This window comes from Corynebacterium auris, assembly GCF_030408575.1.
Lineage (GTDB): Bacteria > Actinomycetota > Actinomycetes > Mycobacteriales > Mycobacteriaceae > Corynebacterium > Corynebacterium auris.
The window spans coordinates 966,385-989,495 of sequence record NZ_CP047047.1 but is presented as its reverse complement, the minus strand read 5'-3'; the positions used below and the strand labels follow the sequence as shown (position 1 = coordinate 989,495).

23 protein-coding genes are annotated in these 23,111 nt (G+C 66.9%); 4 read left to right on the top strand and 19 right to left on the bottom strand.

The window, feature by feature from the left end:
- Nucleotides 1–15 precede the first annotated feature (15 nt).
- On the top strand, nt 16–687 hold the full coding sequence (locus tag CAURIS_RS04765) for a 3'-5' exonuclease (protein ID WP_290343067.1): 672 nt from the start codon (nt 16–18) through the stop codon (nt 685–687).
- An 8-nt stretch (nt 688–695) separates the two neighbouring features.
- Here CAURIS_RS04765 and CAURIS_RS04760 read toward each other — a convergent pair whose 3' ends face one another.
- Both CAURIS_RS04760 and mnmA read right to left on the bottom strand, forming a co-directional pair.
- A complete protein-coding gene (locus tag CAURIS_RS04760; RefSeq protein ID WP_290343066.1) occupies nt 696–1,565 on the bottom strand; it encodes a uroporphyrinogen decarboxylase/cobalamine-independent methonine synthase family protein in 870 nt (289 codons plus the stop codon).
- 21 nt (nt 1,566–1,586) lie between these two features.
- Complete coding sequence (gene mnmA, locus CAURIS_RS04755) at nt 1,587–2,666, bottom strand: tRNA 2-thiouridine(34) synthase MnmA (protein ID WP_290343065.1); 1,080 nt, start codon at nt 2,664–2,666, stop codon at nt 1,587–1,589.
- A 25-nt stretch (nt 2,667–2,691) separates the two neighbouring features.
- Between mnmA and CAURIS_RS04750 the strand changes: the two genes are divergently transcribed.
- Nucleotides 2,692–3,492, top strand: coding sequence for a spermidine synthase (locus tag CAURIS_RS04750; RefSeq protein WP_290343064.1), 801 nt, complete (start codon nt 2,692–2,694; stop codon nt 3,490–3,492).
- Between the two features lie 16 nt (nt 3,493–3,508).
- Here CAURIS_RS04750 and CAURIS_RS04745 read toward each other — a convergent pair whose 3' ends face one another.
- The 5 genes from CAURIS_RS04745 to CAURIS_RS04725 all read right to left on the bottom strand — a co-directional run bounded on the left by CAURIS_RS04745 (nt 3,509) and on the right by CAURIS_RS04725 (nt 9,529).
- Nucleotides 3,509–4,549 carry a glycoside hydrolase family 25 protein gene (locus CAURIS_RS04745; RefSeq protein ID WP_290343063.1) on the bottom strand — a complete coding sequence of 347 codons (1,041 nt, stop codon included), beginning with the start codon at nt 4,547–4,549 and terminating at the stop codon, nt 3,509–3,511.
- A gap of 64 nt (nt 4,550–4,613) precedes the next feature.
- Nucleotides 4,614–5,801 carry a cysteine desulfurase family protein gene (locus CAURIS_RS04740; protein ID WP_435384027.1) on the bottom strand — a complete coding sequence of 396 codons (1,188 nt, stop codon included), beginning with the start codon at nt 5,799–5,801 and terminating at the stop codon, nt 4,614–4,616.
- Nucleotides 5,802–6,617: 816 nt separating this feature from the next.
- The gene (locus CAURIS_RS04735) at nt 6,618–7,769 is read right to left on the bottom strand and encodes a THUMP-like domain-containing protein (RefSeq protein ID WP_290343062.1); all 1,152 of its coding nucleotides are present in this window, start codon (nt 7,767–7,769) and stop codon (nt 6,618–6,620) included.
- On the bottom strand, nt 7,759–8,586 hold the full coding sequence (locus tag CAURIS_RS04730) for an NUDIX hydrolase (protein WP_290343061.1): 828 nt from the start codon (nt 8,584–8,586) through the stop codon (nt 7,759–7,761). Before CAURIS_RS04730 ends, CAURIS_RS04735 begins: the two co-directional genes overlap by 11 nt.
- Before the next feature lie 55 nt (nt 8,587–8,641).
- Complete coding sequence (locus tag CAURIS_RS04725; protein ID WP_290343060.1) at nt 8,642–9,529, bottom strand: ABC transporter ATP-binding protein; 888 nt, start codon at nt 9,527–9,529, stop codon at nt 8,642–8,644.
- A 126-nt stretch (nt 9,530–9,655) separates the two neighbouring features.
- On the opposite strand from CAURIS_RS04725, the gene CAURIS_RS04720 reads away from it, so the two are divergent.
- Nucleotides 9,656–11,686 (top strand): maltotransferase domain-containing protein, encoded by a 2,031-nt coding sequence (locus CAURIS_RS04720; RefSeq protein ID WP_290343059.1) that lies wholly within the window; start codon nt 9,656–9,658, stop codon nt 11,684–11,686.
- Nucleotides 11,687–11,745: 59 nt separating this feature from the next.
- On the top strand, nt 11,746–13,944 hold the full coding sequence (gene glgB, locus CAURIS_RS04715; RefSeq protein WP_290343058.1) for a 1,4-alpha-glucan branching protein GlgB: 2,199 nt from the start codon (nt 11,746–11,748) through the stop codon (nt 13,942–13,944).
- A 7-nt stretch (nt 13,945–13,951) separates the two neighbouring features.
- Here the strand turns inward: glgB and CAURIS_RS04710 are convergent, their stop codons facing one another.
- The 12 genes from CAURIS_RS04710 to CAURIS_RS04655 all read right to left on the bottom strand — a co-directional run bounded on the left by CAURIS_RS04710 (nt 13,952) and on the right by CAURIS_RS04655 (nt 23,089).
- Nucleotides 13,952–14,800: a tetratricopeptide repeat protein gene (locus tag CAURIS_RS04710; RefSeq protein WP_290343057.1), complete on the bottom strand. Its 849-nt coding sequence runs from the start codon at nt 14,798–14,800 to the stop codon at nt 13,952–13,954.
- 4 nt (nt 14,801–14,804) lie between these two features.
- The gene (locus CAURIS_RS04705; RefSeq protein WP_290343056.1) at nt 14,805–15,113 is read right to left on the bottom strand and encodes a thiamine-binding protein; all 309 of its coding nucleotides are present in this window, start codon (nt 15,111–15,113) and stop codon (nt 14,805–14,807) included.
- Nucleotides 15,114–15,123: 10 nt separating this feature from the next.
- Nucleotides 15,124–15,411, bottom strand: a complete 288-nt coding sequence (locus CAURIS_RS04700) for an Rv1322 family protein (RefSeq protein WP_290343055.1) — start codon at nt 15,409–15,411, stop codon at nt 15,124–15,126.
- A gap of 3 nt (nt 15,412–15,414) precedes the next feature.
- Nucleotides 15,415–16,107 carry an endonuclease NucS gene (gene nucS / locus CAURIS_RS04695; protein WP_290343054.1) on the bottom strand — a complete coding sequence of 231 codons (693 nt, stop codon included), beginning with the start codon at nt 16,105–16,107 and terminating at the stop codon, nt 15,415–15,417.
- A gap of 29 nt (nt 16,108–16,136) precedes the next feature.
- The gene (locus CAURIS_RS04690) at nt 16,137–16,601 is read right to left on the bottom strand and encodes a DUF2550 domain-containing protein (protein WP_290343053.1); all 465 of its coding nucleotides are present in this window, start codon (nt 16,599–16,601) and stop codon (nt 16,137–16,139) included.
- Between the two features lie 227 nt (nt 16,602–16,828).
- A complete protein-coding gene (locus CAURIS_RS04685; protein WP_290343052.1) occupies nt 16,829–17,200 on the bottom strand; it encodes a F0F1 ATP synthase subunit epsilon in 372 nt (123 codons plus the stop codon).
- 10 nt (nt 17,201–17,210) lie between these two features.
- Nucleotides 17,211–18,680 (bottom strand): F0F1 ATP synthase subunit beta, encoded by a 1,470-nt coding sequence (gene atpD, locus CAURIS_RS04680; protein ID WP_290343051.1) that lies wholly within the window; start codon nt 18,678–18,680, stop codon nt 17,211–17,213.
- Between the two features lie 3 nt (nt 18,681–18,683).
- Nucleotides 18,684–19,658 carry a F0F1 ATP synthase subunit gamma gene (locus CAURIS_RS04675; protein WP_290343050.1) on the bottom strand — a complete coding sequence of 325 codons (975 nt, stop codon included), beginning with the start codon at nt 19,656–19,658 and terminating at the stop codon, nt 18,684–18,686.
- A gap of 47 nt (nt 19,659–19,705) precedes the next feature.
- A complete protein-coding gene (gene atpA, locus CAURIS_RS04670; protein ID WP_290343049.1) occupies nt 19,706–21,379 on the bottom strand; it encodes a F0F1 ATP synthase subunit alpha in 1,674 nt (557 codons plus the stop codon).
- Between the two features lie 8 nt (nt 21,380–21,387).
- On the bottom strand, nt 21,388–22,221 hold the full coding sequence (locus CAURIS_RS04665) for a F0F1 ATP synthase subunit delta (protein ID WP_290343048.1): 834 nt from the start codon (nt 22,219–22,221) through the stop codon (nt 21,388–21,390).
- Nucleotides 22,222–22,226: 5 nt separating this feature from the next.
- Nucleotides 22,227–22,796 carry a F0F1 ATP synthase subunit B gene (locus tag CAURIS_RS04660; protein WP_290343047.1) on the bottom strand — a complete coding sequence of 190 codons (570 nt, stop codon included), beginning with the start codon at nt 22,794–22,796 and terminating at the stop codon, nt 22,227–22,229.
- Between the two features lie 47 nt (nt 22,797–22,843).
- A complete protein-coding gene (locus CAURIS_RS04655) occupies nt 22,844–23,089 on the bottom strand; it encodes an ATP synthase F0 subunit C (RefSeq protein ID WP_019195033.1) in 246 nt (81 codons plus the stop codon).
- Nucleotides 23,090–23,111 lie beyond the last annotated feature (22 nt).

Here is a 23,111-nt window from a genome sequence, read left to right as displayed (position 1 = left end):
GCTAGAGTAAGGCCCATGGCCACTTTCGACGCCTCCCGCATGCTCTCCTTCGACCTGGAGACCACCTCCCCGGACCCTGCCGAGGCACGAATCGTGACCTCCGCGCTCGTGCGTATCGACGGCCGTGAGGTCGCCGCCACCGAAGAACTCGCCGACCCCGGCGTGGACATTCCAGAGGAAGCAGCCGCCGTCCACGGCATCTCCACGGAAAGGGCCCGCGCCGAGGGCCGCCCGCACGAGGAGGTGCTGCGTGAGACGGTACAGAAGATCAAAGCGGGATGGGACGAGGGCCTGACCCTCATCGTGTTCAACGCGCCCTACGACCTGTCGGTGCTGCGCGCCCTGACGGGCGACTTCACCGTCACCGGCCCTGTCTTTGACCCGTACGTCATTGACAGGGTCAAGGACCGCTACCGCAAGGGCAAGCGCAACCTCGGCGCGTTGTGCGAGTTCTACGGAGTTCGGCTCGACAACGCCCACGAGGCCACCTCCGACGCCATGGCCGCGGCGCGCATCGCCTGGAAACAGGTGCGCATGTGGCCCGAGATTGCCCGAATGGAGGTCGGCGAGCTCATGGAATACCAGGCGGTGGAGTACTACAAGATGCAAAGCGAGCTGAAGACCTACTTCGACTCCCGCGGCCGCGATTCCTCGCGCGTGACTCTCGGCTGGCCGATGGCCGGCTAGCCGGCACGTTAATCCAGTCCCTCACACATCATCCTGGCCGCGCGGTAGTTGCGCGCCGCCTGCTTCAGCGTGCGCGCAGGGCGCGCCCACACGTCCAGCTGCACGCCCGCCGGGTCGATCTGCAGCTCGTCGAACAACCGCCACAGCGTCGCCGGCTCCACCGGCGCCACGGCGAGGCGTGCGCCCGCCTCGATCAGGCGCGCCAGCCGATCCTTCTGTGCGGGCGTCGTCAACGCGTCCAGGTCGACGGTGAGCCACGAGGCCTCCACCAGCGCGTCGGTGTGGAGCAGGAACTCTCCGAAGGGTTCGAGGCGCTCCAGCGGCTCCGGGACTGCGGGAATGTCGTGGAAGCGGGTGGGGCCTTCGAGGCGCCCGCGGATGACGTCGTCAAGCCGCGGCTCGTCGAGTTGCAGGATGGGGCGGGCACCGAAGCGCCGAGCAACGTCCGAAAGGTGCGCGCGCACCGCCTCGAGCAGCGCCTCGGTGACATCGCGCAGGGCGCCGGGGTCCGTGATCATGCGGTGGCCGTTGGACATCTCGACCTCCGCCGCCAGAGTCCACGGGCCGACGAGCTGCACTTTCAGCTCCTCGACGCTACCCCAGCACTCCTCGAGCACGTCCAAATCGCGCGGCATTTGGTCGCGCGCGCCGCGGTGCTGCGTTGCCACACGCCACCCGCGCGGGCCGCGGTCGATGGGGATGTCGAGCAGCGCAGCGGTGCGCCCGACCGCGTCCGAACCGGGGCCGCGGGCCGGCAGCTGCGGGATGTGCGGGGTGGGGCTTTCGCCTCTCACGACGTCGGCGGCTTTCACCAGGTCCATGCCCGGCAACTCGCCGAGGCCGAACGCGGTTTTCGGGCGCGGCTCAGACACAGTCATACTGCGAGACTATCCGGCCCGTCACGCCGTGGCGCAGATCGTGCCGGAGCCGACGACGACGTCGCCGAGACCGTCCGGATCCGGCAGGTAGAGCACGGCGGCCTGGCCGCGCGCCACTCCCTCCAGGGGTTCGTGCAGCTCGAGCACCATCTCCTCCCCATCGATCACCGCGCGGCACGGCACCACGCCCCCGTGGGCGCGGATCTGCACGTTCGCCTCGAAGGCCCCGGCCATGGCCGGGTGCAGCACCTTGAGCCGGTCCGCGCGGATCTCGCGCACCTGAAGCGCCGAGCGCGGCCCAACGGTGACGGCTCCGGTGGCCGCGTCGATGTCGGTGACGTAGCGCGGCTGGCCGTCGGCGGCGGGAACGCGCAGGTTCAGCCCGCGGCGCTGGCCGATGGTGTACTGGAACGCCCCGTCGTGCTCCTTCAGCACCGTGCCGTCTTGGTCGCGGATCATGCCGGGGCGCATGCCGATCGAGGCGCCCAGGAACGCCTGGGTGTTGCCATCGGGGATGAAGCAGATGTCGTAGGAGTCCGGCTTTGTGGCCGTCGAAAAGCCGTGGCGCGCCGCCTCCTCGCGGATCTGCGGCTTTTCGGTGTCGCCGACCGGGAACATGCAGTGGTCGAGCTCCTCGCGGGTGAGCACGCCGAGCACGTAGGACTGATCCTTGCGCGGGTCGGCGCTGCGGCGCAGGTTGCCCCCGGCGTCGAGGACGGCGTAGTGGCCAGTGGCCACGGCGTCGAAGCCGAGGGTCAGGGCGCGGTCGAGCAGCGCCGCGAACTTGATCTTCTCGTTGCAGCGCAGGCAGGGGTTCGGGGTCTCGCCGTGTTCGTAGGACCAGACGAAGTTGTCAATGACGTCTTCCTTAAAGCGCTCCGAAAAGTCCCAGACGTAGAAGGGGATGCCCAGCTTGTCGCACACGCGGCGGGCGTCAGCGGAGTCCTCCAGCGAACAGCAGCCGCGCGCCGACTCGCGCGTGGCCTGCGGATCGCGCGACAGCGCCAGGTGCACGCCGACCACGTCGTGGCCCGCCTCGACGAGGCGCGCCGCCGCCACGGAGCTGTCCACTCCCCCGCTCATCGCCGCCAAAACTCGCATGGGCCGCAGTGTACCCTCGCTGGGCATGGCCCCAAAAAGCGAGCGCTACCAGATCGACAGCGGCGAGGCCGAGGTCGTCCACGAGCACGACGGTTCGCTGACCCTGCTGGTCAACGGCGTGCCCAGCTCCCACGTCGTGCCCGGTGAGCCGCTGCGCCTCGACTTCGAGTACATGCGCTGGATCGCCGATTTCCTCGACAGCGCCCGGTGCTGGGACGCCCCGCGCCTGACGCACCTCGGCGGCGGGGCCTGCTCACTTGCCCGCTACTTCGCCGCCGCGTGGCCGGGCAGCCGCAATACGGTCGTCGAGATCGACGCCGAGCTCGCCCGCCTGGTTCGCTCGCTTTTCGACGTCCCCCGGGCGCCCACCGTCAAAATCCGCGTCGGCGACGCCCGCGCCGAGACCGAGCGATTCAAACCGGCCACCCGCGACGTCATCATCCGCGACGTCTTCTCCGGCTCCACCACGCCACGGGAGCTGACCACCGTGGAGTTCTACGCTGCGGCGCGGGCCTCGCTGAGCGAGCGCGGTCTCTACGTGGCCAACTGCGGAGCCCGCTCGGATCTGCGCGAGGCCCGCGAGGAACTGGCCGGCATGGCCGAGGTGTGGCCGCATGTCGCCGCGATCGCCGACCCGCCGATGCTGAAAGGGCGCCGCTACGGAAACATCGTGCTCATCGGCGCGAACGCACCCCTGAAACCCAGCCCCGGGCTGACCCGCCGCTTGCTCTCCGGCGCTGTCCCGGCGCAGTTCACGGGCGAGGAGTGGGCGCGGCGCCAGGTGTCGAAGCCGCGGCACGATCCGGCTCCTAGCTCCGGCTCCTAGCTCGTCCTGATGCGCGTTACTTAAAGGCGTTGTCCAGCAGGATGAGCAGGTCTCCCACCGAGTAGTCCCCGATCATCATGGTGCGCAGGTCATCGACCGGTAGCTGGCCGCTGGTTACCAGGTCCCGCACCGCGCCCGCGATGTTGTCGGCGTCGAAGTTGTCAAAGCCGAAAGCTCGGGCCGCGTCTGCAATCTGGGGGGCGGCGAGAATTCCCGTGGCCAGGCCGAGGATGGCCACCACCAGCGCCGTGGAGTTCTGCTCCAGGACGGCAAGCTCGCCCTGCTCCGGGGCCTGGAAGGCCTCGAGGAGGCCGCCGCCGGCTTTGAGGTCACCGTCGACGAAGCGGTTGAAAGCACCGGGGTCCCCGTTGAAGACGTTTTGGTCCACGGGTGTGGACACTCCCGCAACGCGCCCGTCGCTCGCGCGCTGCCAGATGGAGACCTTGTCCCACCCGCCGACCGGGCGCGGCGGCTGGTTTTGGTAGGCGGCCAGCCACAGCGGGTAATCCGTGAACGCGTTGGTGTTGTCCATGCGCTCGTACCAGAAGTAGCGGTAAGTGTAGATCATCGGCCTCGCGCCGGTGGCGCGCTCGACCTCGTTGAGGAAGGTCTGGGTCCACACCGCAAGCGCGGCGGGGTTGCGGCCCTCGTCCACCTCGAGGTCAAGCACGGGCGGCAGGTCGAGCTGCGGGCCCGCGTTAATCACGCTGGCGAAGTACTCCGCCTGCGCCTTCGGGTCGCCGGCGGGGCGGGCGTAGTGGTAGGCGCCGATGGCAAGGCCCGCGTCCTTGGCCGCGGCGGCGTCCTCGTCGTAGTAGACGTTCTTCCATCCCTCGCCCTCGGAGGCCTTGATGAAGGCGAAGCTCTGGCCCCCGGGCCCGGCGACCGTTTTCCATTCGATCGGGTGTCCGCCGGGGCGCTGATGGCCGGCAACGTCGACTCCCTGGACAAGGCCGGGAATATCGAGCGCGCGGGCGGGGGCGGCGGCGAGGCCGAGCGCGGTGGCGGCGGCGACCAGGCAGGCGATGAGGGGACGAAGGATGCGAGACACGTGCATGCTCAGCACACTACTGCACATTCGCCACATTTTTCACACGCGACACACGCACACCATAGGCTACTTAGGACCACAACAGTGCCCCCGCGGCCCGAGCCCGCTTCACGACGTCCGCAATCACCCCCACGACCACGTCAACGTCCTCCTCCGTGGTCGTGCGCCCCAGCGTCAAACGCAGTGCCCCCGCGGCGTCGCGCGGGGCGACCCCCATAGCTTCGAGGACATGGCTGGATCTGTTGACCCCGGCGGCGCAGGCGGAGCCGAGGGAGGCTTCCACCCCGTGGGCGTCGAGAAGCATGAGCAGCGAGTCCCCGTTCGCCCCGGAAAAGAGCACGTGCACGTGGCCGGGCAGTGTGGGCGCGGTAGTGGTGAGCTGCGCGTCGGGCACCTCTCGGAGAATCCCGGTAGCAAGCCTGTCACCGAGGGCGACGAGCCTGTCGTGCTCGCTCTCCATCTCCGCGACTGCCTCCCGCAACGCCGCGGCCGTAGCCGCGGCCGAGGCGACGTCCACCGTCCCCGAACGCAGCCCGCGCTCCTGCCCCCCGCCCGTGATCACGGGAAGCGGCGCCGGGGAGCGCTGCGCCAGGAGGATGCCCGTCCCGCGCGGCCCGCCGAACTTGTGTGCGCTGGCCGCCAGCGTCGTCGCTCCGAGCGCGTGAAAATCGACGGGTAGCTTGCCCACCGCCTGCACCGCGTCCACGTGCAGCGGCACGCCCGCCTCCGCGGCCGCGCGGGCCACCTGCTCTACCGGCTGAATCACGCCGGTCTCGTTGTTTACCCACATCACGGTCGCTAGCGCCGCCGGGGCGGCAAGCGCAGCGAGGTCATCAACCGCGCCGGCGCGGCCGACGGGCAGCCATTCCACCTCGGCGCCCTCGTGAGCCGCAAGCGCTTTTACCGTCTCCAGCACGGCCGAGTGCTCGATCGGGCTCGCCACAATGCGGTTGCTCTGCGAGGCGCGGTAGAGGCCGCGGACGGCGATATTGTCGGCCTCCGTGCCGGATCCGGTGAAGATCACCTCAGCCGGATCCGCCCCGAGGAGCTCGGCGATCTCTTCTCGGGCGTCGGCAAGCACGGCCGCCGCCTGACGCCCCGACCTGTACTGCCCGCCCGGGTTGAGCAGGGCCGCATGCCGCACCCACGCCTCTACCGCGCTCTGGCGTATGGGCGTCGTGGCGGCGTGGTCGAAGTACGCCGCCACGGCAGCTGAACCTCTCTCGGCGACACCGCGAGCAGTCACTTCTGCCCTCATTCCGCACCCCCCGTGCACTCCCGGTTGATGGGCGTGGCCCACGTACAGACAATCCTTTCCTGCACAGCACGTTCCTTCTTTCACAACATCGATGACAAGCGTGTACGGCTTTCACGTAACCGTACGCACAGCTGTCACGCGCGCCGAGAATACTATTCAGGATTTATTCACGTCGAATACGACAGGGCCAGAGAACTTCTTCCACCGCGCGAAAACCGAAAAACGGTTTCGGGCACCGGCCAGCCGCAACGCTCGCCAGTGTCCGTTCCTGCCCTCGTGCTGTCCGCCCCCCACACGAGGCGACCCCGGCAACGCCTGGAACAGGCCCTTGCTCCGCCTTATTAGACCTTATTTCGCGGAATCAGTCAGTCGTTTTGATCTTCGGTAACTTCCGACCCATTTGGGGGACTTATCCCTGGCTTTCTTCTTTAACCACGGGCCGATGTACGGGCCTCACAGGAAACTGAAGAACAGAAAACCCCGATGGCACCGACGATGAAGAAGGTGAGGAAGGCTATAAATCTGTGAGGTTCACCGAAGTTCGAGGAGGGCGGCGACCGGAAAAACCCATGACCAAGGAAATAAGCACCGCTGCAATCACACAAACTGTGATTAATACGCAAGCTAAGCTTCTTCCTTCTGATATAAGATTCGTGCCGTAGAGTGACCTTTACCAGACCAGCTGTTAGCCTCACAAAAGCTATCTAAACACCCCGAATTGACTGCGGAGAGCGCTACATGCCCCACACGCCGTAGCGAAAAAATACGATTTTCGCACCAACGTATTCGTAACACCGTCACGCGCCCCGCTAGCGCTCAGGAGCCGGGACGCTCTCGCGGCCCACAGATATGGGCAACAGCTGTATCCCCAAGTCGGGCAATGACAACCCCCATCTGCCGCGATCCCTTCAACTTGAGCTTGCCCCTCAACCGGTCCGGATCCACATCGACACCGCGCACTAGGATCTCTACGGATCCAGCTTCGTGCGCCTGCAGTGCAGCTTTGAGTTTGCGCAGCGGCACGTCCTCGAGGAAGGCAAACCCGCTGTAACCGGCCGGAATGCTGTCTCCAGTGAGGAAGGCAATGTGGGGGTCGAGCATCCACAGCCCGTGCCGCGCGGCCCAGGCGCGGACCAACCCGGCCCGCACGACCGCGCCGTCGGGTTCCACGATGTACGCCCCGGGGCGGCCGAGGGAAACTTCGTCCGGATCGGCGGAGGTCACCGTCTCCATAAACCCGTCGCTACGCGCGACGACGGCCTCTCGGCTGAGGCCCCCGGACAGATCGGCTGTGTACAAGCACGCCTCCTTGACCCCGCCGTCGACCGAGACCACGCTGACTAGGCCGTCCCATTCGGAGTAGTCGATGCCGGGCGCGCATTTCACCGCCATCCGTTCCCCCCGGTGGGCGTACAAAAGACGCGGAAGCGGCGGGCGGAGCTTAGCGGGATCGGTGATCCGGCGCCCGTCGACACGCCGAGCCGGGTCGGCCACGATGACGGTCCCTGGGGCGCGAACCACCGGCTCCAGCGCATCCGCTCGCGCCAGCCAGGCCCGATCCCCCAAGTTGTGGCGCGCCATGAGCAGCCGCGCGTGGTCCAGATCCGAGCCCAGCCAGTGCACCTGGTCATAAGCTTGGGCCTCGGTGCCGACGGAACAGGTAACGTCGCATACCAAGCGCGGGGAGGCCGCCTGCACCCTCCGCGCCCTCACTCTCGCGACCAGCGCCGGGGTGGCCTGCTGGGCGGCGTCGATATCCGCCAGCCAGCCGGGTGGCAGCTTTCCTTCGCTCAGGCGTCGGGCGTAGATCGCCTCCATCGCGGCTCGGGCATAGCCGCCGAAGTGTGCGTCCAATAGTTTCCTGTCCGCGAACACGGTGGCTGCGGTGAGCGCCACCTGCGGGGCAACCTCGTCGATCTCGGCGGTGTGGGCAGCGAGGAAGCGAACCTCGTCCGGGCTAAAGCTCAAAAGGGCGTCCAATCCTGTCTTCGGGGCGGAGGGTGAAAAACTCCGCGTATCGGGGATTATCGTCTACCTCGGCCATGTTCGTGGTCATGCTGGCCCCGCTGGCCGCGCGCCACAGCGACTCGGTGGAATCGTAGCGCGAGACGTCGACAAGCTGTGCCCAGGTCGAGTGGGCGAAGCGGACCAGCCCGGCGCGCCAGCCGTCGAGGAGGAGCTCCGGTGTGAACCAGTTGGCGTCGTCGGCCTCGCCCGTCGCGCCGTCAGGCTCCTGCCCCGCCGGCAGGCGGGCGAGCCAGGTGAAGGTGTCGTAGAGGGTGCCGCGGCCCGAGCGGCCGACCCAGCGGGCGAAGGGCGCCAGCATATCGGCGGACACGCTGAGGTCGTTATCACGCAAAAAGTCGGTCAGCGACAGCGCGTGCGTTTCCAGCGCCAGGCGCTGTCCGTGGAAAGGGCGTGCATCAGCGGGGAGCTCGCCTTTTTCGTCCACGGCAAGCAGGGTGCCTGTCTCTTCAAACAGCTCACGGACCGCGGCGAACAAGAGCGCGTTGGCCGTTTCCGCTTCCACGCCGAGGCGCCGCCCGAGATCGGCCGCGGGTTGGCCGTGCCATAGCTCGCCGGTGCGGCCGCGGGCCGGGAAGTCGCGGCTATCTACGCCGCCGCCGGGAAAGACCGTCATCCCCGGGTAATTTGGCAGGGTCAGCACGCGCTCGAAGACCCACACCTCCAGCCCCTCAGAGCCGTCGCGGGTAAGGATGACGGTACTGGCCAGGCGGGCGCCGTTGATCCCGCGCACCGCGTTGTGCTCGCGCTCCAGGGCCACGGGCCGCTCACCTCCTTACTTGCCTACTCCGCCAATTGTGCCCGTTCTTGCCGCGTCAGTGCCCGCGCGTGGGGGCGCGGTGCGCTCCGCCGCGGCGCGCCCGGCGCGCGGCGAAGCGGCCGTCGCTGTAGGTCACCTCGATCGGCTGGCGGTAGGCGCGCGAGACGTTTTCCGAGGTGATGACGTCCTCGATGAGGCCCTGGGCGACGACCTCTCCTTCGTCGAGGAGCATCGCGTGGGTGAAGCCGTAGGGGATTTCCTCGAGGTGGTGAGTAATCATGACAATCGCCGGGGCGTCCGGGTCGAGTGCGAGATCCCCGAGGTAGCCCACCAGGTCCTCGCGGCCGCCGAGGTCCATCCCTGCGGCTGGCTCGTCCATGATGAGCAGCTCCGGGTTCGTCATGATCGCGCGGGCGATGAGGACGCGCTTTTTCTCGCCGTCGGAAAGCGTGCCCCACGTCCTGTCGATCAGGTGCATCGCGCCGACCTGCTCGAGGACCTCAAGCGCCTGCACGTAGTCCATCTCGTCGTAGTCCTCGCGCCATCGGCCGAGGATGGCGTAGCCCGCCGAGACCACCAGGTCCTTCACCGTCTCCTGGGCTGGCACCCGGTGGGCGATGGCGGACGACGTCAGGCCTATCGACGCCCTCAGGTCGCGCATGTCCGTGCGGCCGAGGCGCTCCCCAAGAACGAAGGCCACCCCGGAGGAAGGGAATTCCTGCGCTGAGGCGACGCGGATCAGCGTGGTCTTGCCGGCCCCATTGGGCCCGACAATGACCCAGCGCTCGTCGAGCTCGACCTGCCAGTCGACCGGGCCGACCAACCTCGCGCCGTCGCGGACGAACTCCACTCCGCGGAAGTCGATCATCAGGTCCGGATCGCTCTCTAACCCGGTGTCTAACTCAGTCTCTCGGTTTCGGGTCGTGTCAGTCACGCCCTCCATTTTGGCTTAAATTCCCCGCCGGCGGTGGACCCGGCGCGCCGCCGGGCGAGTGGCTAGGGTGGTCGGGTGTAGCGCGCGCCACCGCGCGAGACCCCGCTCAGCAGCTTTTCCCTAAGGACGGCACCCATGATTGGACGCTTTGGTATCGACGACGTACGCCCCCAGGTCTCCGGGCGCACCCTTCCCGCGAAGGCAGTCGTGGGCGAGGTTGTCCCGGTGTCCGCTCTCGTGTGGCGCGAGGGCCACGACGCCGTGGCCGCCACGCTCGTGGTCACCCGGCCCGACGGCGAGCAGTACCACGTGCCTATGCAGCCGGAGGTGTACCGCCCCGACTACGCCCACGCCGTGTTCGTTCCCGACGTGGAGGGCACGTGGCGCTTCCGCGTGGACGCGTGGGGCGACGCCATGGCGACGTGGCGCAACGCCGTGACGAAAAAGTTCAACGCCGGCCAGGGCGCGGACGAGCTGGCCAACGACATCGCCCACGGGGCTGAGCTGTTCGCCGCCGCCGCGGCGCAGGCCCCCGCTCCTACCCGCGAGGTGCTCGAGGACGCGGCCCGCGCGCTCGGAGATACCTCCCTCCCCCTCGCGCAGCGCCTTGCCCCCGGCCTGGGTAACAAGGTCCGCGAGGCCCTCTCCGCCCACCCTCTGCGAGAGATGCTGACCCGCGGGCCGGTGTGCGATGTCCTGGTGGAGCGCCGCGCTGCCCTGGTTAACTCCTGGTACGAGCTCTTCCCCCGGTCCACCGGCGGGGTCGACGCGGAGGGCAAGCCCGTGCATGGCACGTGGGAGACCACCGCCGCCGCGCTGGACCGCGTCGCCGCGATGGGCTTTGACACCGTCTACTTTCCTCCGATCCACCCGATTGGCCAGGTCAACCGGAAGGGGCGCAACAACACCCTGGAGGCTCAGGAGGGCGACGTCGGTTCCCCGTGGGCCGTGGGCTCCGCCGCCGGCGGCCACGACGCGTTCCACCCCGACCTCGGCGGCGAGGCCGAGTTCCTTGCCATGAAGGCCCACGCCGACGAGCTGGGGCTCGAGATCGCCCTTGACTTCGCGCTGCAAGCCGCGCCGGACCACCCGTGGGCAGCCGAGCACCCCGAGTTTTTTACAGTCCTGGCGGACGGCACCATCGCCTACGCGGAAAACCCGCCGAAGAAGTACCAGGACATTTACCCCATCAACTTCGACAACGCACCCGAAACCCTGTACGCGGAGATCTACCGCGTGCTCATGTACTGGGTGGACCTGGGCATCACCACCTTCCGCGTGGACAACCCGCACACGAAGCCGGTCAATTTCTGGCACTGGCTGATTACCAAGGTCCACGAAACGCACCCGGAGGTCATCTTCCTCGCCGAGGCCTTCACCCGCCCGCCGCGCATGTACGGGCTGTCCAAGGCCGGCTTTTCGCAGTCGTACACCCACTTCACGTGGAAAACGACCAAGGCCGAGCTCACCGACTTCGCAGGGTTGCTTGTCGACGTCTCCGATGTGTCCCGGCCCAACCTCTTCGTCAACACCCCCGATATCCTCCACGCCTCGCTGCAAACCGGCGGTCGCGCCGCCTTCGCCATCCGGGCGACGCTCGCGGCTACGTTAAGCCCGCTGTGGGGCGTTTACTCCGGCTTCGAGCTCTACGAGGACGAACCCGTCCACGAAGGCAGCGAGGAATACCTGGATTCCGAGAAATACGAACTGCGCCCGCGCGACTTCGCAGCAGCCGCCGAGCGCGGCGACTCGCTCGAGCCCTACCTGACGCTGCTTAACCGCATTCGCCGTGACAACCCGGCCCTGCAGCAGCTGCGCCAGATCCGCTTCCACGACGCGGCCAACGAGCACATCCTCGCTTACTCCAAGGTGGATGCCGTAACCGGCAACGCCGTCCTCGTCGTGGTCAACCTCGACCCCCACGCCACCCAGGAGGCAACAGTGCACGTCGACGCCGATGCCGTGGGCCTCAACCCCGGCTCGGATTTCGATGTCCACGACCTGGTCTCGGGCGCGACCTACACGTGGAGCGCCGAGGGCGACAACTTTGTCCGCCTCGCCCCGGAAGGCAACGTCGCCCACATCTTCCAGCTCCCAGACGTGGCGGCCGAGCGCCGCGCGGCGCTGGCCTTCCGCCGCATCTCCGATCACGACTACAGGCCGTAGGCGCGCCGCTTTGCGGTAGCGTCGAAGCAACGATTTCCCCGACACCTCGAAGGAACGCCATGACGGGCATCGACCCCTCGCTTCTTATTCCCGAGCACGATAAACAGCGGCTCCTCGCGTGCACGCACCACGCTCCGCACGATTTCTACGGCTGGCACCCCGCAGCCGAAGGGTCGCTCATCCGCACCCGCATGCTCGGGGCGCGTCGCGTCGAGCTGCTCATCCACAACACCCACGTGGACATGGTCGACACCGGGGACGACATCTGGGTCGCCGCCCTCGACGACGAGCACGCCCCCGATTACCGGCTGCGCGTGACCTACCCGGAGGGTGAACCCGTCATCGTGGCGGACCCTTACCACTTCCTGCCTACGCTCGGCCAGTTCGACCTCCACCTCATCGGCGAGGGCCGCCACGAGCGCCTCTGGGAGGTCCTGGGCGCCAACGTGCGCAGCTACACCACAACTCTCGGCGAGGTCACCGGCACCTCCTTCGCCGTCTGGGCGCCCAACGCCCGCGGTGTGGCCGTCGTCGGCGAGTTCTGCAACTGGAACCCCAGCCAGTACCCCATGCGCACGCTCGGCTCCACCGGCGTCTGGGAGATCTTCATCCCCGGCATCGGCCCCGGCACCACCTACAAATTCGCCGTCCACACCGCGGGCGGCGAGCGCGTGGACAAAGCCGACCCGCTGGCGAAGCAGACGCTCGCCCCGCCCGAGACCGTCTCGGTCGTCGCCGCCGCCTCCGACTACGAGTGGGGCGACGCGGAATGGATGAACGCCCGGCCCGGGATCGACCCGACCAACGCCCCGATGAGCGTCTACGAGTGCCATATCGGCTCCTGGAAGCAGGGCTCGTCCTACCGCACGCTCACCGAGGAGCTCGTGCCCTACCTCGTGGACAACGGCTTCACGCACGTGGAGTTCCTCCCTGTCGCCGAGCACCCCTTCGGCGGCTCCTGGGGCTACCAGGTCTCCGGCTACTACGCCCCAACCGCCCGGTGGGGCACCCCCGACGAGTTCCGCGCGCTGGTAGACGCGCTGCACGCCAACGGCATCGGCGTCATCGTCGACTGGGTCCCCGCGCACTTCCCCAAAGACGCCTGGGCGCTCGGGCGTTTCGACGGCACCGCGCTCTACGAGCACCCCGACTGGCGCCGGGGCGAACAAAAGGAGTGGGGCACCTACGTCTTCGACTTTGGCCGCAACGAGGTCCGCAACTTCCTCGTCGCCAACGCCCTGTACTGGTGCGAGGAGTTCCACCTCGACGGCCTGCGCGTCGACGCCGTCGCCTCCATGCTCTACCTCGACTACTCCCGCCAACCCGGCGAGTGGCTGCCGAACCAGCACGGCGGGCGCGAGCACTGGGACGCGGTGCAGTTCCTTCAGGAGATGAACGCCACAGTCCACCGCACCCACCCGGGCGTGCTCACCATCGCCGAGGAGTCCACCGCCTGGCCCGGGGTCACCGCCCAAACCAGCGCCGATGGCCTCGGCTTCAGCCTGAAGTGGAACATGGGCTGGATGAACGACACCCTCGAGTACTTCTCCCTCGACCCGGTGCACCGCTCCCACCACCACAACGAGATCACGTTCTCGCTGGTTTACGCGTTTTCCGAGCGCTATGTCCTGCCGTTTTCCCACGACGAGGTCGTCCACGGCAAAGGCTCCTTGTGGGGGCGCATGCCGGGCGACGACTGGAACAAGGCCGCCGGGCTGCGCGCGCTCTTCGGCTACATGTTCTCCCATCCCGGCAAGCAGCTGATGTTCATGGGGTGCGAGTGGGGCCAAACCACCGAATGGGACGAGGCGCACTCCATCAACTGGGACAACGTGAGCGACGGCTGGGGCCACGAGTACCACCGCGGCATCCAGCGCCTGGTGCGCGACCTCAACGTGGTCTACCGCGACACCCCCGCCCTGTTCTCCCAGGACAACACCCCGATGGGCTTCCAGTGGGTCAAGGGCGACGACGCGAACCACAACGTCTTGGCCTACATCCGCTGGGGCGTCGACGCGGTCCCCCTCCTCGCCGTGGTCAACCTCGCGGGCACCTCCCACGCGAACTACCGCCTCGGCCTGCCGGAGGCGGGCAACTGGGAGCTCGTGATCAACACCGACGACGCGGTCTACGGAGGCGCCGGCGCCGATCTTCCCCCCTCCGTGTACACCGAGGCGACGCCCTGGGACAACTTCGAGCAGTCTGTCGCCCTCCACCTGCCCGCCCTGAGCGTGCAGTACTACCGCCTAGCCCGTTAGGGCCGGCCTAGAATAGCGCCGAGGCGAGGTTCGTGCGTGCGGTGATGACGCGGGGATCTGCGGCGTCGAACAGCGTGAAAAGCTCGAGCAGCCTCTCCTTCGCGCGCGGTTCGTCCTTGACCAGCGCGATCAGGCGCGCGAAGGCCTTGTCCGGGGCACCCGCCACGACCTCGGCGTCGGCAGCCGCAAGCTGCTTATCGACGTCCCCCGGCGCCGCCTCGGCCTCCGCGATCGGGTCGCTCTCGCGGTTGGCGGGGTCGAGGCGCTTGAGCACCCCGACAGTCGCCTTGGCCTGCTTGACCTCCGCGTTATTCGGCTCCTCGGTGAGCACCGAGTCGTAGACAGCGAGAGCCGCGTCGAAATCCCCCCGGTTGAGCGCCTCGGTCGCCTCGTTCAGGCGAGGGTCCTCGGTCGGCTGCTCCGCGTGCGCGGACTCCTCCCCGAGCCCCTCGAGCTGGGGGCCGATCTGGGAGACGAGCGCGGCGACCCACTGCTCCAACTGCTCGCGCGGCTGGCCGCCCTCGAAACTCGTTACGGGGCGTCCCGCCGCGAGCGCAATCGTCGTGGGCACGGCACGCACCCCGAGCATCTGGGCGAGCATCGGGTGCGCGTCCGCGTCGACGCGAGCCACGCGGAACGCGCGCTGCCCCTGAGCGAGCTCCTTGAGCGCGGAGGTGAGTTCCTCCGACTGTGGCGACCGCACCGAGCCCACCGCGACAATGACGGGAACCTGCGCCGAGCGCGCGATCACCTCCTTCTCGAGGTTGTCCTGGGTTGCCTCAATGAACGCCTCGAAGCCGGCCTCGTCCCCCGCCAGCCCCGACAGGTCCACCGCTCCCGAACCGAACTGCGCCATGTCCTTACTCCTCGCTTTCAAAGTGCTTGTTCAACGACTGCACCTTTTGGTGCAGCATGTCCGTATAACCCGGCCGAATATCGGCCTTGACCACGAGCGAAACCCGCGGAGAAACCTCCACGACCGCCTGGGTGGCGCGTTTGATCACGTCCATCACCTCGTCCCATTCGCCCTCCACCGTGGTAAACATCGCGGTGGTCTCGTGCGGTAAGCCGGACTCGCGGACAACCCGCACGGCCCGGGCGACGGCGGCGGACATCTCGGCCTGCGCGTTGTCTGTGACGGTCGGGGCAACCGAAAATGCAGCAATCATGCCCCCCAGCTTAGCGGCGTGCCCAGCAGCCTCTATGCCAGTGCCGCCGGTCCTCTGCCCCGCGCCCGGTCTCCTTCGGCCAGGCCACCACGTGGGCCACCCCGGGCGGGATGTTCTGGTTGCACCCGGGGCACACGTAAAATTTCCGCGCCGCGCCCGCTCCGATCACCCGCACGAGGTAGGGCTCCCCTTTCGTCCACGAAGGGCCGTCCACCTCCTGCGTACCCACGAACGTCGAGCCGTCACGGGGGAGGACGTACGCGGGGGTGATGCGGGCTCGCCTGTTGTGCCGGGGCATGGTCTAGAACAACCTCAGCTCGTTGGACTCGATGCCACGCAGCTCGTCGTAGTCCAGGACGAGACAGCGAAAGCCTCTGTCCTCCGCCAGGGTCCGCGCTTGGGGCTTGATCTCCTGCGCGGCGAACACCCCTTTCACCGGCGCCAGCAGGTCGTCCCGGTTCAGCAATTCGACGTAGCGTGTCAGCTGCTCCACGCCGTCGATGCCGCCGCGGCGCTTGACCTCCACCGCCACGGTACGGCCCGAGGCATCGCGCGCCACAAGGTCGACGGGCCCGATCGCCGTCGGGTATTCCCTCCTGACCAGGGAGTATCCCTCCCCCAAGGTCGTGATGTGCTCGGCGAGCAGTTCCTGCAAATGCGCCTCTACGCCGTCCTTCACTAACCCCGGATCCACTCCCAGCTCGACCGTGGTGTCGTGGAGGACTTCCTCCAGCGTGATCCGCAGCTGCTCACCGGCGGAGTTCTCCACGATCCACATCATGTCCCCCGTCTGCGCCCCGTCCACGTCGACGACCGTCTCCTCCCTCAGCGTGCAGGGAGAGGTCATCCAGTTCAGCGGCTTGTACGCACGGTCGTCGGCATGGATGGAGACCGAGCCGTCTGCCTTCACCATGATGAGCCTCTTCGCTGAGGGCAGGTGAGCGTCGAGGCGCCCCACGTAGTCAACCGAGCACCGGGCTATGAGCAAACGCATGCACCAAGCGTACCGCCCGCCGGCGGCACCTACGCCTTGCCCCTGCCCCGCTGCGCCACGTACGCGCGGTAGGCGCGCCCGCGCTGCTCCTGGCGGCGGTCCGGCGCGGACTCAACCCAGGACACAAGCGCCATCTGGGCGTGGCGCTCACTAGCAAACTCGAATTTTCCCGCCGCGCTCTCCAACTCCAGTATCACCGAGATGCCGGGCATGAAGTCCTGCTCCTGCTCCGAAAGCTCCCGAAATCCCGTAATGGTGATTCCCCGCCTGTCCAGGGCGAGGTCCCTGGTGAACGCCAAGGAGCGAAGTTTGAAAAACTCCAGCTCCTCCCCCGAGTACCGCAACACACCGTGGCGCCAGCCGTGCAGGCCGTTCGCCGGCAGCTTCCGAAATAGCCCCTGCGCCCCCGAGTTGCGGAAGTTGGTAAAACGCCACAGAGCTGCTGCCGCCGCGACGGCCACAGCAAGCGCGCCCGCGATAAGCACAAACTTCATGTGCAGCCCCCTTCCTCCTCAGCGGTAGGCCTCGACCCTACTTCCGCTCCTAGCTCGCCTAGAAGCCGTGGCGTTCCGGCATGGACGTATTTCCGGAAATACTAACTTTCTTCCACGCAGAATCAAACCGACGAAAGTCGTAGATCAATCGCCGCGCCGGACCTCACAAGCAAAGAAAACTCCCCCGCCGGTGGCGGAGGAGTTGAGCGCGAGAGCTGCCGGACTGCCTAGCTGCCGGAGTTGCGGCGAACTGCCGCGAGCTCGGCCTCGGCGCGGGCCTTGGCCTGCTCATCGTCAGCGTCGAGTTCGCTCTTTGCGGAGGCCGAGTCGACCTCGTCGGCGAAGATGGCATAGTCCGCGAGGACCGTCACCTTGTTCGCCTGCACGGACAGGAACCCGCCCTGGACGGCGGCGACGATGCGCTCTCCCTCGACGGGGCGAATCGTCACCACACCGTTCTCTTTGAGCTGGCCGAGGAACGGCTCGTGGCCGGGCAGAATGCCGATCTCACCCTCGGTGGTCTGGGCCGTGAGGATGCTGGCCTCGCCCGACCAGAGCATGCGGTCAACGGAGACCAGTTGCACGGTGATGTCAGCCATGTCGGCCCTCCTACTTCTCCTGCAGCTTCTTGTACTGGGCCTCGACGTCGTCCAGACCGCCGAGGTTGGAGAAGGCCTGCTCCGGGTAGGCGTCAAACTCACCCTCGCAGAGCTTGTCAAAGGCCTCGATGGTCTCCTCGAGCGGCACGTAAGAGCCCTCGTCGCCGGTGAACTTCTTTGCAACGAAGAAGTTCTGGCCAAGGAAGCGCTGGATCTTACGGGCGCGCATGACGGTGACCTTGTCCTCTTCGGACAGCTCGTCCATGCCGAGGATGGCGATGATGTCCTGCAGCTCCTTGTTCTTCTGCAGGATACCGATGACCTTCTGGGCCACCGAGTAGTGGCGCTCGCCGACGATGCCCGGCTCCAGGATGCGGGACGTCGAGGTCAGCGGGTCCACGGCGGGGTAAATACCCTTCGACGCGATGGAGCGGGACAGCTCCGTGGTGGCGTCGAGGTGGGCGAAGGTCGTCGCCGGGGCAGGGTCGGTGTAGTCGTCGGCAGGCACGTAGACGGCCTGCAGCGAGGTGATCGAGCGGCCCTTAGTCGAGGTAATGCGCTCCTGCAGCACGCCCATTTCGTCGGCAAGCGTGGGCTGGTAACCCACCGCCGAGGGCATGCGGCCCAGCAGCGTGGAGACCTCGGAGCCGGCCTGGGTGAAGCGGAAGATGTTGTCGATGAAGAGCAGCACGTCCTGGTTCTGCTCGTCACGGAAGTACTCCGCCATGGTCAGGCCGGACAGGGCCACGCGCATACGGACCCCGGGCGGCTCGTCCATCTGGCCGAAGACGAGGGCGGTGTCCTGGAGCACGCCCATGTCCTCCATCTCGAGGAACAGGTCGGTGCCCTCGCGGGTGCGCTCGCCGACGCCGGCGAAGACGGAGGTACCGGAGAACTCGCGGGCAATACGGGTAATCATCTCCTGGATGAGGACCGTCTTGCCCACGCCGGCACCGCCGAAGAGGCCGATCTTGCCGCCCTTGACGTACGGGGTGAGCAGGTCGATGACCTTGATACCGGTCTCGAGGATCTCGGTCTTACCCTCCAGGTCCTTGAAGGCCGGGGGATCGCGGTGAATGCCCCAGCGCTCCCCTTCTTCACCGACGGACGGGTCGTCGAGGCACTCGCCAAGCGCGTTGAACACGTGGCCCTTGACCTGGTCGCCGACGGGGACGCTGATGGGGTTGCCGGAGTCGCGCACCGCAGCGCCGCGGACGAGGCCGTCGGTCGGAGCCATGGAGATGGTGCGGACGAGGTTGTCGCCCAGGAACTGCGCCACCTCGAGGGTGATGGTCCTGGACATCTGGTCGAGGTCGATGTCGACCTGCAGAGCGTTGTAGAGCTCGGGCAGTTCGCCGCGCGGGAACTCCACGTCGACGACTGCACCGATGACGCGCACGACGCGGCCGTTGCCGGACTGGGACTCAGCCCCGCCCGACGGCTCGTCGGTGCGCTCCTCAATCGAGTGAGCAGTAGTCATGTTTTAGTCGCTTTCTCCGCTACCCGACAGCGCGCCAGCGCCGCCGATGATTTCGGTGATTTCCTGGGTAATTTTTGCCTGGCGGGCTTGGTTGGCCTCACGCGACAGGTCGTTGGCCAATTCCGTCGCGTTGTCCGTGGCGTTCTTCATGGCGGTACGGCGCGAGGCGGACTCGGACGCCGAGGACTCCAAAAAGATCGAGTACAGGCTCCTGGACACGTACGCCGGAAGCAGCTTCTCCATCAGCGCGTCGGGGTCCGGCTCGTACGCCATGTCCGGCTGGATCTCGCCGCTGTCCGACGCCGAGTTCTCCTGCTCCTCCTCGTTGCCGTCGAGCACGGCCTCAATCGGGAGCAGCTGGTGAACCCTGGCCTCTTGGGCAAGCATCGAGACAAACTCGGTGTAAACCACGTGGACCTGGTCGAAGCCGCGGACGGACTCGCCCTCGGGCGCGGTCAGCCCCTCGCGCCACTCAACCTCACCCTCGGAGCCTGCGAGGAACCCATCGATGAGGTGGCGGCGCACGTCGTGGGTTTCTTCCCACGACGGCTTCTGCGACCACCCAGTCCAGGCGCCCGCGATATCCATGTCCCGGAAGCTGTAGTGGGTGACGCCCTTGCCGCCCGTGACGTAGCGGACTACCTCGTAGCCAGCCTCCTTGAGCATGCGTTCCAGCCCGGCCGCCTTTTTCAGCACATTGTGGTTGTAACCGCCAGCCATACCGCGGTCGGAGGTGACCACGAGAATCGCTGCAACTCGGCCATTCTCACGCTCGCGGAGCATGGGGTGGTCGAGGGAGCTCGCAGCGGCGAGACGCTCCATGACGTTTACCATCTCGTCGGCGTAGGGCTTTGCCGCCGCTACGCGCTGCTGGGCCTTGGTGATCTGCGAGGTGGCGATCAGTTCCTGGGCCTTGGTGATCTTCTTCGTGGAGTTGACGGACCGGATGCGGTCACGCAGTTCGCGAAGAGTTGCCATGGTTTACTTCCCTCCTTTCCTTGAGTAGTGGTGTGTCCAAGCAGCGGCTACTTGGACTTCGAGCGGTTAACGTTGAGCTGGTTCTTGGACACCTCGCCGGAGTCGAGGGCCTCGGCCTCCTCCTCGCGGACGATGCGCTTGCCCTCGCTGGTCTGGAAGGTGCGAGCGAAGTCCGCGTTGACGCGCGTCAGCGTCTCCTTGGACTGGTCGTCGAGTGCGGCGCCGCCGGCGATCTGCTCGTAGACCTCCGGCGCGTGGGAGCGGATGTGGTCATGCAGCTCGAACTCGTAGCGGCGGACGTCTGCGACGGGAACGACGTCGAAGGCGCCCTCGTTGGCGAGCCAGATGGAGATGATCTGGAACTCCACCGCCTGCGGGGAGTTCTCGGGCTGCTTGAGCAGCTCGACGAGGCGCTGGCCGCGCTCCAGCTGGCGCTTCGAGGCGGAGTCGAGATCCGACGCGAATGCGGCAAAGGCCTCGAGGTCGCGGTACGCGGCAAGGTCGAGACGCAGGTTACCGGCAACCTTCTTCATGCCCTTCGTCTGCGCTGCGCCACCGACGCGGGACACGGAGATACCGACGTCGATAGCCGGGCGGACGCCCTGGTTGAACAGGTCGGACTGAAGGAAGACCTGGCCGTCGGTAATCGAGATGACGTTCGTCGGAATGAAGGCGCCCACGTCGTTCGCCTTCGTCTCGATGATCGGCAGCGCAGTCAGAGAGCCCCCGCCGAGGTCGTCGTTCAGCTTCGCTGCGCGCTCGAGCAGACGAGAGTGCAGGTAGAAAACGTCACCCGGGTAAGCCTCGCGGCCCGGCGGGCGGCGCAGCAGGAGCGAAATGGCGCGGTAGGCCTCGGCCTGCTTGGTCAGGTCGTCGTAGATGACCAGAACGTGCTTGCCCTGGTACATCCAGTGCTGGCCCAGGGCCGCGCCGGAGAACGGAGCGAGCCACTTGAAGCCGGCGGAATCGGATGCCGGGGCAGCCACGATCGTGGTGTACTCCAAGGCTCCGTGCTCCTCGAGGGTCGCGCGCACGCCGGCAATGGTCGAGCCCTTCTGGCCGACAGCCACGTAGATGCAGCGCACCTGCTTCGAGGGGTCGCCGGTCTCCCAGTACGACTTCTGGTTCAGAATGGTGTCGATGCACACCGCGGTCTTGCCGGTCTTGCGGTCGCCGATGATCAGCTGGCGCTGGCCGCGGCCGATCGGAGTCATCGCGTCGATCGCCTTCATGCCCGTCGCCAGCGGCTCTTCGACCGGCTGGCGGTCAAGCACGCCGGCCGCCTGCAGCTCGAGCGCGCGCTCTTCGCTGGACTCGATAGCTCCGAGGCCATCGATCGGCTGACCCAGGGGGTTAATAACGCGGCCGAGGAAGTTCTCCCCGACCGGGATGGACAGGACCTCACCGGTCCTCTTGACTTTGTCGCCTTCGGTAATGGTCTCGAAGTTACCCAGGACAACGACACCGATGGTGTCGGTGTCAAGGTTCTGTGCAACGCCGATGACACCGTTGGGGAACTCGAGCAGCTCGTTCGTCATGCAGCTCGGCAGCCCGGATACCTGGGCAATGCCGTCTGCAGCCGAAGTCACCACGCCGACCTCCTCACGGGAGGCCTCCGCAGAGTAGCTCGAGGTGTAGTTCGCTATCGCGCTACGGATCTCATCGGAGGAGATCGTCAGCTCCGCCATGTTCTTCCTGCTCTCGGTAGTTTGTTCCAGCATTTTATTGTCTAGTAGGCCATCTGTGCCGCGAGGTCGGCGCGCAGACGCGTGAGCTTACCCCGCGTCGACCCGTCGATTTCCTCGTCGCCGACGCGGATGATCATCCCGCCGAGGAGGCTGGGGTCTACCTCGGAGTGGATGGCCATCTCCTGGCCGTAAAGGTCTTTCAGCTTGCCGGCGAGCGCCTCGCGCTGAGAGGCGTCGAGAGCCTCGGCGGAGGTGACGCGAGCAACGGCCTTGCCGCGCATGTCCGCAACCTGCGCCGCCACAGCGGCGAGGTCGTCGATCGGGTTGCGCTCGGGGCGCCCGATCACCTGGAGTGCGAGGGCCTCGGTGAACATCGTCACCTTGCCGTAGATCACGTTGGCCAGCAGGCCGCGCTTCTGTTGTGCACCAGCAGTGCGGTCGGAAAGAAGCTGGGAGAGCTCCTTCTCGTTTTCCAGCAGCACCGACAGCTGGAAGAGTTCGCCTTCCACCTGCTCGAGCTGGCCCTGCTCCTCGGCGCCCAGCAGCAGCGCCCGGCGTCCGAGCCCGACAAGGCCGGCGCGGAGGTCGCGAGTGGAGGACCACGCCTGCTGTGCGACGGCACGCAAGACCTTGCCCGTGGGCTCGGCCACCTTGTCACCGAAAACGGCGAGGAGGATGCCCTCCCTCTGCTCGGCGTCAAGTGCGTTATTGGCCACCGCGACGCGCAGGGAGCGGTCGAGGTCCAGCTGGTCTACGACGAGGAAGAGCTCGGTGCCAACCTGCGCTGCTACGGCGACTTTGTCGCCGGAGGTGCGGATCAGCTCGTCGAGCTTTTCCGCAACGTTGTTCTGTGCTTCGCGACTAGCTGCCTTCATCTCGCCTACTTCCTCGTCGTTACGCTGTCGAGCTCGGCCAGGAAGTCGTCGATCGTGTTGGAGCGGCGGGTAGAGTCCGACAGCTCCGTGCCGAGCAGACGCTCAGCGAGGGAGATCGAGTTCTGGCCCATCTCGGTGCGCAGCTCGGAGACAACCTGCTCGCGGGAGGCCAGCAGCTGCTTCTCGCCCGCTTCGACGATGCGGCGGGACTCCGCCTCAGCGTTGGCACGGGCCTCCGCCTCGATCTCTTTGCCGCGCGCACGCGCGGCCTCGCGGATCTCGGCGGCCTCGGCGCGTGCCTCGGCCAGCTCGGCGTTGTTCTTCTCCAGGGCAGCCTTGGCCTCCGCCTGGGCGACCTGAGCACGCTCAATGCCACCCTTGATGCGGTCTTCGCGCTCGGCGAGGACTTCCTGGAACTTCGGAAGCACGTACTTCCAGAAGAGGATGAAGACGACGACGAAGACGACCAGAGACCACACCACGTCGTACATGGGAGGCAGAAGGATGGAGGGCTCGCCCTCCAAGGGGAGCTCCGCTCCTTCTGCCGCCACGATAAATTCGGTGACGTTTGTCATAGGTTGCTCCTGCTCTAAAAAGGTGTACGGGGTCTCGCTCGTTCTTCTTAGAACAGGAAGCCGGCGACGAGGCCGATCAGGGCGAGCGCCTCAACGAAGGCGATACCCAGGAACATCGTGGTGCGCAGCTGGCCGGCCATCTCGGGCTGGCGAGCCATACCCTCGACGGTCTTGCCCACGAGCATGCCGATACCGATGCCCGGGCCGATGGTGGCGATGCCGTAGCCGATGGACTGCAGGCCATCGAAAGCGGTGACGGTCTCTTCTGCCTGAGCGAGGATGATGTCGTTCATGTGAAAGTCGTTCCCTTTCTTG

Excerpts from the sequence above, each read along its gene's own strand:
- CAURIS_RS04765 (WP_290343067.1), top strand. The coding sequence starts at position 16 with ATGGCCACTTTCGACGCCTCCCGCATGCTCTCCTTCGACCTGGAGACC.
- CAURIS_RS04760 (WP_290343066.1), bottom strand. The coding sequence starts at position 1,565 with ATGACTGTGTCTGAGCCGCGCCCGAAAACCGCGTTCGGCCTCGGCGAG.
- mnmA (WP_290343065.1), bottom strand. The coding sequence starts at position 2,666 with ATGCGAGTTTTGGCGGCGATGAGCGGGGGAGTGGACAGCTCCGTGGCG.
- CAURIS_RS04750 (WP_290343064.1), top strand. The coding sequence starts at position 2,692 with ATGGCCCCAAAAAGCGAGCGCTACCAGATCGACAGCGGCGAGGCCGAG.
- CAURIS_RS04745 (WP_290343063.1), bottom strand. The coding sequence starts at position 4,549 with ATGCACGTGTCTCGCATCCTTCGTCCCCTCATCGCCTGCCTGGTCGCC.
- CAURIS_RS04740 (WP_435384027.1), bottom strand. The coding sequence starts at position 5,801 with ATGAGGGCAGAAGTGACTGCTCGCGGTGTCGCCGAGAGAGGTTCAGCT.
- CAURIS_RS04725 (WP_290343060.1), bottom strand. The coding sequence starts at position 9,529 with ATGGAGGGCGTGACTGACACGACCCGAAACCGAGAGACTGAGTTAGAC.
- CAURIS_RS04720 (WP_290343059.1), top strand. The coding sequence starts at position 9,656 with ATGATTGGACGCTTTGGTATCGACGACGTACGCCCCCAGGTCTCCGGG.
- glgB (WP_290343058.1), top strand. The coding sequence starts at position 11,746 with ATGACGGGCATCGACCCCTCGCTTCTTATTCCCGAGCACGATAAACAG.
- CAURIS_RS04710 (WP_290343057.1), bottom strand. The coding sequence starts at position 14,800 with ATGGCGCAGTTCGGTTCGGGAGCGGTGGACCTGTCGGGGCTGGCGGGG.
- CAURIS_RS04705 (WP_290343056.1), bottom strand. The coding sequence starts at position 15,113 with ATGATTGCTGCATTTTCGGTTGCCCCGACCGTCACAGACAACGCGCAG.
- CAURIS_RS04700 (WP_290343055.1), bottom strand. The coding sequence starts at position 15,411 with ATGCCCCGGCACAACAGGCGAGCCCGCATCACCCCCGCGTACGTCCTC.
- nucS (WP_290343054.1), bottom strand. The coding sequence starts at position 16,107 with ATGCGTTTGCTCATAGCCCGGTGCTCGGTTGACTACGTGGGGCGCCTC.
- CAURIS_RS04690 (WP_290343053.1), bottom strand. The coding sequence starts at position 16,601 with ATGAAGTTTGTGCTTATCGCGGGCGCGCTTGCTGTGGCCGTCGCGGCG.
- CAURIS_RS04685 (WP_290343052.1), bottom strand. The coding sequence starts at position 17,200 with ATGGCTGACATCACCGTGCAACTGGTCTCCGTTGACCGCATGCTCTGG.
- atpD (WP_290343051.1), bottom strand. The coding sequence starts at position 18,680 with ATGACTACTGCTCACTCGATTGAGGAGCGCACCGACGAGCCGTCGGGC.
- CAURIS_RS04675 (WP_290343050.1), bottom strand. The coding sequence starts at position 19,658 with ATGGCAACTCTTCGCGAACTGCGTGACCGCATCCGGTCCGTCAACTCC.
- atpA (WP_290343049.1), bottom strand. The coding sequence starts at position 21,379 with ATGCTGGAACAAACTACCGAGAGCAGGAAGAACATGGCGGAGCTGACG.
- CAURIS_RS04665 (WP_290343048.1), bottom strand. The coding sequence starts at position 22,221 with ATGAAGGCAGCTAGTCGCGAAGCACAGAACAACGTTGCGGAAAAGCTC.
- CAURIS_RS04660 (WP_290343047.1), bottom strand. The coding sequence starts at position 22,796 with ATGACAAACGTCACCGAATTTATCGTGGCGGCAGAAGGAGCGGAGCTC.
- CAURIS_RS04655 (WP_019195033.1), bottom strand. The coding sequence starts at position 23,089 with ATGAACGACATCATCCTCGCTCAGGCAGAAGAGACCGTCACCGCTTTC.